The following is a 10,820-nucleotide window of genomic DNA, read 5'->3' on the forward strand; positions in this document are numbered from 1 at the left end:
AGTTGCAACGACGCTTACGGTGGTCTCTTGCCTGCACCGGCACGCTTCCCTTGATTCGATGCGCGAAGTCGAAACCGTTCAGCCCCTCGCATCCCCGCCGACTTTCGGCAGGACAATCAATGGTACGCGATCTCTAACAACGGCTCCGGCATTAAACATCCCGGCTGCGCAACATCATGATCTGGTCAGATCGTGTAATTCAGTTGCTCGACGATGCGCGCCGCGATCTCTTTGTCACCACCGAGCTCGACGCCGCCAGCAGCGGTGTCGGCTCGGCCGCCGGCCATCCGGGTGAACAGCACACCGTCCACCCGGATGGTGGCCGTCGGTTGTTGTCCGCCGAAGTCCTCCACCAACTTGGCGCGACCGTCGACAACCACGCGGATCGTGCGCGCCAGCGGGCCGGTCAGCTCGATAGCGACCCGCGACCCGTCGGGCGCCTTCCCGAGTTTGCCAACCACGAAACCCATGCTGGCGGCCATCTCGTCGAGCGTCAGCCGCGCCGCCGGGCCCGCCAGCTCCGCGTCGGCCGCCGGTTTGTCCAGCGCATCCCGGATGTCGTGCTCATGCATCCAGCAGTCGAAAACCCGTATCCGCATGAATCGGCCATAACTGTCCGGGCCCACCGGCGTCAGGGTCGGCGCGTTCCAGTCGCCGACGGACATGTCGGTCAGGCGTTTACAGCGATCGGCGGTCAATGTGCGGAACCGCTGGTGGAGGTCGGCACCCGATTCCGCGCTCAGGTGACGGACCCAGCACTCGTTGGCGACGCCGACGTCGTTGCGCACGTGAGCCAGTGTCGCGACATCGATGTCGGCATCCGGTGTGCTGATTCCGTGCAGCACCGATTCGGTGCCGATGATGTGGGCGACCACGTTGTGCACCGACCAGCCGGGAAGCGGCGTCGGCGTCTCCCACTGCTGCTCGGACAGCCCGGTGAGCAATCGGTCCAGGCTGTCCCAAGTGTCGAAAAGGCCTGACAGCACATCAGATTTGTCGAGTTCGGTGACCGGACGCGCGGGACTGCTCATGCCGCCCGATGTTAGACCGGTGTTACCTAGCGGCGATCATCGCCACAGACACCGCCGCCGACACCATGCCGAGCGTTTGCCAGCGAGTCACTCGCTCTCGCAGCACCGCCATCGCCAACACCACAGTCGACGCGGGATACAGCGAGATCAAGACGCCGGTCAACGAGAGCAACGACGCATGCAGCGCCAGCAGCATCGCGACGTTGGCGCCGGCATCCAGCACCGGCAGGGTGAGCGCGAGCCTCAACGACTTCCCGGATGGCAACCGCAAATTGTGGCTCGCCGCCGCCACGATGATCACCAAGATGCAGGCCGATATGCGCGCGAACAGCAGCGGCCACAGTCGGGACTCGGCCGGGGCCTGATGGATGAGCACGAAGTTCAGCCCGAACGCCACCCCGGAGCCAACCGTCAGCGCGGCAACACTTTTCGTAAACCGATGCGGCGTCACGTCTTCATCAGTGGCCTGTCGGCTGACCAGTACGACGGCCACCATCGCCAGCGCGACGCCGGCTACAGCCACCACGCCGGGCCGCTCCCCAAGGGCAACCCCGACCCCGACAGGTACGGCAGCCGTCAGCACCGCCGTCAGCGGCGAGACCACCGAAATCGGGCCGGCACCGAGCGCCGCGTACAGCCACCACACACCACACGCCTGGCCGATGCCGCCAAGCGAGCCCCATATCACGGCGCCGGCAGAGATCGGCCCGCCGACAACGGCGGCCAGCACGCCGAGCAACACCACCACGATCGGATAGGACACCAACACGACCCGCAAAGCGGCCACTCCGCGCGAGGCGATTCCACCGACGAAGTCGCTGACGCCGAAGCCGATCGCCGACAGCAGAGCCAGCGCGATTCCGGTCAAGTGGCGGCGATCATGCTGACCGACACTCCCGCAAGCATCATGCCGAGCGCCTGCCAGCGGGTGACCCGCTCGCGCAGCACAATGATCGCCAGGATGACGGTCGTCGCCGGGTACAGCGAGATCAAGATGCTGGCCAACGACAGCATCCACTTCTGTATTGCCAGCAGCATGGTGATGTTGGCGCAGGTATCCAGTAGCGCCGCCGCGACCGCCAGCCGCAGCGGCGTCCGGGACGGAAGCTGAAAGTTGTTGCTCATCCCCGCGACGGCGAACACCAGCACGGTGGCCGCCGCCCGCGCAAAGAACAGCGGCCAAAGCCGGCTTTCTGCCGGGGCCTCGTGCAGCAGCACGAAGTCCAGCCCGAACGCCACCCCCGAGCCGACCGTCAGCCAGGCCACTTTGCTGGTGAACTTGTGGGTCCGGACATCCTCGTCGGCGGGCGACTCTCGGCTCACCAAGATCACCGCGATCATCGCCATCACGACGCCTACCGACGCGATCTCCCCCGGCCGCTCGCCGAGCGCCACGCCGACGGCGACCGGGACCGCAGCGTTGAGCACCGCCGCCAGCGGTGAGACCACCGAGATCGGTCCGGCGGCCACGGCGGCGTAGAACCAATACACCCCGATCGACTGACTGACCCCGTACAGGGACCCCCACAGCAGGGCGCCCGGGCGGACCGGTCCACCCGCCGTCGCGGCCACCACGCCGAGCAGCACGGTGGCGATGGGGTAGGTCACCAGCATGACGCGGAGCGCAGCCGTCCGCCGGGAAGCCACACCCCCGACGAAGTCACTCACCCCATAGCTGACCGCGGACAGCTGAGCGTACGCGGCGCCGATCAATCCATGCCCTTGGCTCGCCTGCTCAACTCACGCACCACTTCCCGCTGAGCGTCGCGGCGTGCCATGTCCTGTCGCTTGTCGTGGGCTTGCTTGCCTCGCGCAAGTGCTAACTCCACCTTGACTTTTCCTTCGAAGAAATAGAGCGACAACGGAACGAGCGCGAGGTTACCATCTTTGATTTTGCCGATGAGTGTGTCGATCTGGCGCCTGTGGAGTAACAGCTTTCGGTTGCGACGCGGCTCGTGGTTGGTCCACGAGCCGTGGTGATACTCCGGAATGTGCAGGTTGCGCAGCCAGACTTCGCCGTCGTCGACAGTTGCGTACGCGTCCGCCAACGACGCCTTGCCGTCCCGCAGGCTTTTTACCTCAGTGCCGAGCAAAACCACCCCGGCCTCGAACGTCTCCAAAATCGAGTAGTTGTGTCGTGCCTTGCGGTTGCTGGCCAGGATCTGTCTTCCTGGCTGCGACTTGCCGGGCGCCTTTTTGGCCACGGCTACCGCCGCACGTAGAGGCGCAACGTCGCGTACGCGGTGACCCCGGCCATCAGGACGCCCACCACCAGCAATAGCGGCGCGATGTAGAGGATGTCGGCGTAGTCGACCGGGGCGATCAGATGCGCTTGATAAAACTGGCTCAGCGCGCTGTCCAGGAACAGCGCTCGCACCAAGATCAGGCCGACGACGGCGATGATCACGCCGGCGGTGGCCGCCACCACGGCCTCGACGAGGAAGGGCAGCTGGGTATACCAGCGGGTGGCGCCGACCAACCGCATGATGCCCACCTCGGTGCGACGCGTATAGGCCGCGACTTGAACCATGTTGGCGATCAACAGGATCGCCCCGACGGCCTGCACCAACGCGACGGCGAAGGCAGCGTTGCTCAGACCGTCCAACACGGCAAACAGCCGGTCGATCAGCTCCTTCTGGTTGAGCACATGGTCCACCCCGGGCTGCCCTTGCATCGCAGCGTCGAAATCGGTGTGCTGCTCGGGGTTGTCCAGCTTGACGATGAACGACGCCGGGAAGGCATCCTTGCTCGCCAAGTCCTTGAACTGTGGGATCTTGCGAATCGCGTCTTCGTAGGCGTCCTGACGGTTGAGGAACCGGACCGACTTCACGTCGTTACGCGACTCGATCTTCTCGCGCAACGCCTTGCACGGCGGACTCGCGCAGGTCGCATCGTTGGCCGAAATGTCGTCGTTGAGGAAGACCTGCGTCTCGACCCGGTCCAGGTAGATGCTGCGGGAGTGGTCGGCCAATCGGACCACCAGCAGGCCGCCACCAAACAGGCCGATCGAAATTGCGGTGGTCAGAATCATCGCCACGGTCATCGTGACATTGCGACGAAGACCGGTCAGGACCTCGTTGAACAGGAAGCTGAAACGCACTTAGCGGTCCATCCCGTAGACACCGCGCTGCTCGTCTCTGACCAGCCGGCCCAGCGACAGCTCCACCACCCTCTGGCGCATCGAGTCGACGATGTGGTTGTCGTGCGTGGCCATCAGCACCGTCGTGCCGGTGCGGTTGATCCGCTCCAACAAATCCATGATGTCGTTACTGGTCTCCGGGTCGAGGTTGCCGGTGGGCTCGTCGGCCAGCAATACCAGCGGCCGGTTGACGAAAGCCCGGGCGATGGCCACCCGCTGCTGCTCGCCGCCGGACAGCTCGTGCGGCAGCCGGCTCGCCTTGCCGGACAGGCCGACCATCTCCAGCACGTCGGGCACCACCCGGTTGATCACCTCCGGCTTCTTGCCGATGACCTCGAGTGCGAACGCGACATTCTCGAACACCGTCTTCTGCTGCAAAAGCCGGAAATCCTGGAACACGCAGCCGAGTACCTGACGCAGTTTCGGGATGTGGCGTCCGGGCAGCGTGTTGACGTGAAACTTCGAGACCCGGACATCGCCTGTGGTGGGCGTCTCGGCGCCCAGCAGCAGCCGCATGAACGTCGACTTGCCGGAGCCGGACGGGCCGATCAGGAAGACGAATTCACCCTTGTCGATCTTCACATTGATGTTGTCCAGGGCAGGGCGCGCCGAGGACTTGTACTGCTTGGTGACGTGGTCGAGGGTGATCATCACGGTCCGCCAGTGTAACGGTGAGTTTCGCTAACGTTCGCCAGCCAGGCCGTCCGGGCGGCGACGACGCGGGCCGCGGGGCGGCCCGAGGAGAAGCCGGGCCATCAGGGCAAGCCGGGTATGGGCAGTGGCGGGGGCGCTGGCGCCGGTGCGGGTGTGGGCGACTGGCCGGGCGGCGGCGCGGTGGTGGTGACGGGCGGACCGAACGGCGGGGGCAAGACAATCGTCGGCAGTTGGAAAGGCGGCGGCGCCGTCGTGGTTGTCGGCGGTGGCGGCGGCGTAGTTGTCGGCGTCTCGGTCACGGTAGGTGTCGGCTCTTGGACGCGAGTGCGCGGCACCCAGGTGTAGTTCGGGTCCGGCACGAAGCCGGGCGGCACTATCTGGGTGGCAGGTACCTGGGTGGTCTTGGGGGTGGACTTGAGGGACTGCTGGTGGTCGTTGTAGACGAACCACACCGCGGCGAATGCCACGATCAGCACGAAGGTGGACGTACGAATATGACCGCCGAACAGGTACTCCGGCCAGCGGCGTCGCGCGTCATCGTGCCTTCGCAGGCGTTTCACCATGAAATTCGTCAATGGCTGGGACCCTGCGTTTCGTCCTCGGCGCCCGCGGCCGTCGCGGGATGCACGATGGCGCCCACCGCCACCGGTTGCCCACTCGGGGTGTCAACGCCGACGCGGGCCAGAGCGCGAACCACCAGCGCCCGCAGGCGCCGACCGGCCTCGAATTGCTTGCCGGGCAGCGTGCGCGCAACCAAGCGCAACGTGACGGCGTCGACTTCGATGCTTTCCACTCCCATCAGGGTGGGCGCATCCAGCAGCAATTCCCCCAACAGCTTGTCGTCGCGGGCATGCTCGCACGCCTGGCGCAGCACGTCGTTGATCATGCTGAGGTCAGCGCTGGTCGGCACCGGGATGTCGACGACGGTGCGCGCCCAATCTTTGGACAGGTTAACCGTTTTGACGATCTGACCGTTGGGGATCGTTAACAACTCGCCATCCGCGGCGCGCAGCCGAGTGACTCGTAGCGTCACATTTTCGACGGTGCCGGTGGCGTCAGTCGCCGAGACGACGGTGAGCGTGACTAGATCGCCGAAGCCGTATTGCTTCTCGAGGATGATGAACAACCCGGCCAGCAGGTCTCGCACCATCTGTTGAGCGCCGAAACCCAACGCAGCCCCGACCACCGCCGCCGGCGCCACAAACCCGCTCACCGAGATGTTCAGGATGTCGGCCAGCTGTACGGCTACCGCAATGGCGATCAGCACTATGGAGATCCACGAGATCAGCGACAAGAGGGTCTGGCGATGTTTGTTCGCTTCCGAGCGCACTAACGCGTCGCTCTCGGTGAACCCCTCGTCGAGTCGCTGGGTCACCTTCTGTGCAACCCAGTTGATGAATCTTGCCGCCAGCACTGCCCCGATGAGCAGCAGGACGATGTGCAAGCCGCTGGTCAGCATCCAGTCGCGGAGATTACCGCGCCAGACATCCCACCAAGGTTGGGCAGTTGCTAACGAGAGAATGCGTGTATCAGTCGTCATCTTTTCTGTTGCGCCACCGGATTCCTGCTTCGAGGAACCCATCGATGTCCCCGTCGAGAACGGCAGCCGGGTTACCCACCTCATACTCCGTACGCAGGTCTTTGACCATTTGATACGGGTGCAGTACATAAGACCGCATCTGGTTCCCCCAGGAGCTGCCGCCGTCCCCCTTCAATGCGTCAAGTTCAGCGCGTTCTTCTAAGCGCTTGCGTTCCAACAACTTTGCTTGCAGAACGCGCATCGCCGCCACCTTGTTCTGGAGCTGCGACTTTTCGTTCTGACAGGTGACGACGATACCGGTCGGGATGTGGGTGAGTCGAACCGCGGAGTCGGTGGTGTTCACCGACTGACCGCCTGGGCCGCTGGAGCGGTAGACGTCGACGCGTAAATCGCCCTCGGGAATGTCGATGTGGTCAGTGGTTTCCACCACCGGCAACACCTCAACTTCGGCGAACGACGTCTGCCGTCGGCTCTGGTTGTCGAACGGACTGATCCGCACCAGCCGGTGAGTGCCCTGTTCGACGGACAGGGTGCCGTAGGCGAACGGGGCGTGCACGGCGAAGGTCGCGCTTTTGATCCCGGCTTCCTCGGCATAAGACGTGTCGAACACTTCCACGGGGTACTTGTGCTGTTCGGCCCACCGGATATACATCCGCATCAGCATCTCGGCCCAGTCCGCGGCGTCCACGCCACCGGCGCCGGAGCGGATCGTGACCAGCGCCTCGCGCTCGTCGTATTCGCCCGACAGCAGGGTGCGGACCTCCATCGCCTCGACGTCGGCACTCAGCGCCTTGAGTTCCGCATCCGCCTCGGCCTCTGCCTCGGCCGCGGCGGCGCCGTCCTCTTCGGCAGCCATTTCGTAGAGCACGGGCAAATCGTCGAGACGACGGCGCAGGTCTTCGACGCGGCGCAACTCGCCCTGGGTGTGCGACAACTCGCTGGTCACCCGTTGCGCCCGGGCCTGGTCATCCCACAGGTTGGGATCGGCCGCCTCGTGCTCGAGCTTCTCGATGCGGCTGCGCAGACCGTCGACATCGAGCACCCGCTCCACCGTGGTCAGGGTGGAGTCAAGTGCGGCGATATCAGCCTGCCGGTCGGGGTCCACAGCTGATCACGTTACCGGCGCGCCTGATAAGCGCGCGACGCCCGCCGACGATGCGGCCCGTGAAGCGGGGTGAGGGGGAGGCGGGCAATTGATATGCGCGGCGACTCAGCGCGGCAGACGTTTAGCATCGGGAATTATGCGTCCTTACCACGTCGCAATCGTCGGTTCTGGTCCATCCGGGTTCTTCGCGGCGGCGTCACTGCTCAAAGCGGCCGATGCGTCGACGGACGCTGGAGACTTTGCCGTCGCCGTCGACATGCTGGAAATGCTGCCCACACCGTGGGGCCTGGTGCGTTCCGGCGTCGCGCCGGACCACCCGAAAATCAAGTCGATCAGCAGGCAGTTCGAGAAGACGGCCGAGGACCCGCGGTTCCGTTTCTTCGGAAATGTCGCCGTTGGCGAACACGTCGAACCCGCTGAACTGGCCGAACGCTACGACGCGGTGATCTATGCGATCGGGACCCAGTCGGATCGGTCGTTGAACATCCCCGGCGAAGAGCTGCGCGGCAGCGTCGCCGCGGTCGACTTCGTGGGCTGGTACAACGCCCACCCACACTTTGAGCACACAACTCCTGACCTGTCGGGCGCCCGGGCCGTCGTCGTCGGCAACGGCAACGTCGCACTCGACGTCGCGCGCATCCTCGTGACCGACCCCGATGTGCTGGCAGAAACCGACATCGCCAACCACGCCTTGGAATCGCTGCGCCCCCGCGGCGTAGAAGAAGTGGTGATCATCGGTCGTCGCGGCCCGCTGCAATCCGCTTTCACCACGCTCGAGCTGCGTGAACTGGCAGACCTCGAAGGCCTCGACGTGATCGTCGACCCGGCTCAGCTGGAAGGCATCACCGACGAGGATCTCGAGGCCGCGGACAAGACGACCAAGCAGAACATCAAGGCGTTGCGCGGCTACGCCGGCCACGAGCCGCGTCCGGGACACCGGCGGATGGTGTTCCGATTCATGACTTCGCCGATCGAGATCAAGGGCGAGGAGAGAGTCGAGAGCATCGTCCTGGGCCGAAATGAGCTGGTCACCGACGAGAAAGGACGGGTCGCGGCCAAGGACACCGGCGAACGCGAGGAGCTGCCAGTTCAGCTGGTCGTGCGGTCGGTGGGGTATCGCGGCCTGCCGACTCCGGGCCTACCGTTCGACGACAAGAGCGCGACCATCCCCCACACTGGCGGGCGGGTGGACGGGCGGCGCAACGAGTATGTCGTCGGCTGGATCAAGCGCGGGCCGTCCGGCGTGATCGGCACCAACAAAAAGGACTCCCAGGAGACGGTCGACACTCTGATCGCGGATCTCGCCGACGCGAAAGAGCTGGCGGACTTCCCCGACGACCACCGCGACAGACTCGCCGACTGGCTCGAATCCCGCCAGCCGAAGCTGGTCACCTCCGCGCACTGGAAGCTGATCGACGAGCACGAGCGATCGGCCGGCGAGCCGCACGGGCGGCCTCGCGTCAAACTGCCGAGTCTGGCCAAAATGCTGCATATCAGCCACGGCTGAATGCGGCCTAGTCGGGAGCGGCGAACGTCCAGTTGTCGGGATTTCGCTGCGAGTACACGACCGGCTTGAGTTCGCCCACGGTCGGCCACTTGTCGACGTTGACGGCCATCCGTTGGTAGACGGTGTGCTCGTTGACGGTCGGTCCGTCGATGACACCGCTGATCGTCACGTACTGCTCGCCGGTGGCGTCCGGGCGCGGGCTGACTCCGGTGATCAGCAGCGTGCCGTTGAGCGCGTCCGCGCGCGGGCCGCGGCGGATGAACCGCGGAGCAAGGATCAGCACCAGGACGGTGACGAGCACCAGCATCGCTCCGATTTCCCACACAACGTCATGGTAGGACTTCAGCCATGAACCGCATCGATGACGATCTCGCGGTGGCGTTGGCGCTGGCCGACCAGGCCGATGAGGTGACGCTGGCACGCTTCGGGGCGCTGGATCTGCAGGTCGACACCAAACCGGACCTGACGCCGGTGAGCGACGCGGATCGCGCGGTCGAAACCGGTTTGCGCGAGACGCTCGGGCGAGTCCGGCCCGGCGACAGCATCCTTGGCGAAGAGTTCGGCGGGTCAACCACTTTGGCGGGCCGGCAGTGGATCATCGACCCGATCGACGGCACCAAGAACTTCGTGCGGGGCGTGCCGGTGTGGGCCAGCCTGATCGCGTTACTGGACGACGGCGTGCCATGTGTCGGGGTGGTCAGCGCGCCGGCACTGCAGCGCCGATGGTGGGCCGCCGCCGGCGCCGGCGCGTTCGCAGCGGTCGGCGATGCCCCCGCTCGCCGGCTGTCGGTTTCCTCAGTGGCACAGCTGAATTCGGCCAGCTTGTCATTCTCCAGCCTGTCCGGGTGGGCTCAGCTCGGCCTGCGAGAACGCTTCGTGGAGCTGACCGATGCGGTGTGGCGGGTGCGCGCCTACGGCGACTTCCTGTCGTACTGCCTGGTGGCCGAGGGGGCCGTCGACGTCGCCGCCGAGCCCGAGGTGTCGGTGTGGGACCTGGCGCCGCTGGACATCCTGGTATGTGAGGCCGGCGGGACGTTCACCAGCCTCGATGGCACCAGCGGGCCGCACGGCGGCAGCGCCGTGGCGACTAACGGGCTGCTGCACGACGAGGTATTGGGCCGCCTCGCCGCCGGATAGCCGGTGTGAAGTACTTAACAACCTACCTTACTCCGGAGTAAGATACAGTTATCCGCACTGCCCCAACGACCGAGGCTGCTGATCATGACAAATACTGTCGCTTCGACAAACGGCTCCAAGCACCGCAAGAAACGCGCTGGTCGCAAAACCGCCGTCGGCGAGTACAAGCACAAGAGGACCGGCATTGATATCGCAATGGGCCTGCTTACGCCTATAGTCGGTCAGGAATTCCTGGACAAGTACCATCTGCGCGACCCGCTCAACCGCACGCTGCGCTACGGCGTCCAGACGATGTTCTCCACCGCCGGGGCCACCACCCGTCAGTTCAAGCGGGTCCAGAGCCTTCGCGGCGGACCGACCCGGCTGAAGACCAGCGGCAAGGATTACTACGACCTGACGCCGGACGACGACCAGAAGCTCATCGTCGAGACCGTCGAGGAATTCGCCGAAGAAATCTTGCGTCCGGCAGCCCATGACGCCGACGAAGCAACGACCTATCCCCCAGACCTGGTCGCCAAGGCGGCGGAGTTGGGGATCACCGCGGTCAACGTTCCCGAGGATTTCGACGGCATCGCCGAACACCGCTCCAGCGTGACCAACGTGCTGGTCGCCGAGGCGCTGGCCTACGGCGATATGGGGCTGGCCCTGCCGATCCTGGCCCCGGCAGGCGTCGCCGCCGCGCTGACCCATTGGGGCAGCGCCGACCA

At 65.2% G+C, this 10,820-nt stretch carries 13 protein-coding genes; 3 read left to right on the top strand and 10 right to left on the bottom strand.

What is annotated here, in order from left to right; translation table 11 throughout:
- Positions 1–185: 185 nt before the first annotated feature.
- The 9 genes from VKI00_RS17885 to prfB form a co-directional block, all read right to left on the bottom strand.
- Positions 186–1,031, bottom strand: a complete 846-nt coding sequence (locus VKI00_RS17885) for a maleylpyruvate isomerase family mycothiol-dependent enzyme (protein WP_324439682.1) — start codon at positions 1,029–1,031, stop codon at positions 186–188.
- Between the two features lie 22 nt (positions 1,032–1,053).
- Entirely contained in the window at positions 1,054–1,899 is an 846-nt protein-coding gene (locus VKI00_RS17890) for an EamA family transporter (protein ID WP_414687232.1), read from the bottom strand.
- Complete coding sequence (locus VKI00_RS17895; protein ID WP_324439684.1) at positions 1,896–2,744, bottom strand: EamA family transporter; 849 nt, start codon at positions 2,742–2,744, stop codon at positions 1,896–1,898. Before VKI00_RS17895 ends, VKI00_RS17890 begins: the two co-directional genes overlap by 4 nt.
- On the bottom strand, positions 2,741–3,235 hold the full coding sequence (gene smpB / locus VKI00_RS17900) for an SsrA-binding protein SmpB (RefSeq protein WP_324439686.1): 495 nt from the start codon (positions 3,233–3,235) through the stop codon (positions 2,741–2,743). The genes VKI00_RS17895 and smpB overlap by 4 nt, the downstream gene beginning before the upstream one ends.
- 2 nt (positions 3,236–3,237) lie before the next feature.
- A complete protein-coding gene (gene ftsX, locus VKI00_RS17905) occupies positions 3,238–4,131 on the bottom strand; it encodes a permease-like cell division protein FtsX (RefSeq protein WP_324439689.1) in 894 nt (297 codons plus the stop codon).
- On the bottom strand, positions 4,132–4,821 hold the full coding sequence (gene ftsE / locus VKI00_RS17910; protein ID WP_324439707.1) for a cell division ATP-binding protein FtsE: 690 nt from the start codon (positions 4,819–4,821) through the stop codon (positions 4,132–4,134).
- Positions 4,822–4,925: 104 nt separating this feature from the next.
- On the bottom strand, positions 4,926–5,387 hold the full coding sequence (locus VKI00_RS17915; RefSeq protein ID WP_324439691.1) for a hypothetical protein: 462 nt from the start codon (positions 5,385–5,387) through the stop codon (positions 4,926–4,928).
- Between the two features lie 8 nt (positions 5,388–5,395).
- Positions 5,396–6,364 (bottom strand): mechanosensitive ion channel family protein, encoded by a 969-nt coding sequence (locus VKI00_RS17920; protein ID WP_324439693.1) that lies wholly within the window; start codon positions 6,362–6,364, stop codon positions 5,396–5,398.
- Positions 6,354–7,469, bottom strand: coding sequence for a peptide chain release factor 2 (prfB, locus tag VKI00_RS17925; protein WP_324439695.1), 1,116 nt, complete (start codon positions 7,467–7,469; stop codon positions 6,354–6,356). Before prfB ends, VKI00_RS17920 begins: the two co-directional genes overlap by 11 nt.
- 136 nt (positions 7,470–7,605) lie before the next feature.
- Here prfB and VKI00_RS17930 point away from each other — a divergent pair, with 136 nt between their 5' ends.
- Positions 7,606–8,976, top strand: coding sequence for an FAD-dependent oxidoreductase (locus VKI00_RS17930; RefSeq protein ID WP_324439697.1), 1,371 nt, complete (start codon positions 7,606–7,608; stop codon positions 8,974–8,976).
- A gap of 7 nt (positions 8,977–8,983) precedes the next feature.
- Here the strand turns inward: VKI00_RS17930 and VKI00_RS17935 are convergent, their stop codons facing one another.
- The gene (locus tag VKI00_RS17935; RefSeq protein WP_324439699.1) at positions 8,984–9,301 is read right to left on the bottom strand and encodes a hypothetical protein; all 318 of its coding nucleotides are present in this window, start codon (positions 9,299–9,301) and stop codon (positions 8,984–8,986) included.
- Between the two features lie 23 nt (positions 9,302–9,324).
- Between VKI00_RS17935 and hisN the strand changes: the two genes are divergently transcribed.
- Both hisN and VKI00_RS17945 read left to right on the top strand, forming a co-directional pair.
- A complete protein-coding gene (gene hisN / locus VKI00_RS17940) occupies positions 9,325–10,113 on the top strand; it encodes a histidinol-phosphatase (protein WP_324439701.1) in 789 nt (262 codons plus the stop codon).
- A gap of 84 nt (positions 10,114–10,197) precedes the next feature.
- On the top strand, positions 10,198–10,820 hold a 623-nt coding region (locus VKI00_RS17945), incomplete at its 3' end, for an acyl-CoA dehydrogenase family protein (protein ID WP_324439703.1).

The sequence above is a fragment of the Mycobacterium sp. genome (assembly GCF_035314665.1).
In the GTDB taxonomy this organism is placed as follows: domain Bacteria; phylum Actinomycetota; class Actinomycetes; order Mycobacteriales; family Mycobacteriaceae; genus Mycobacterium.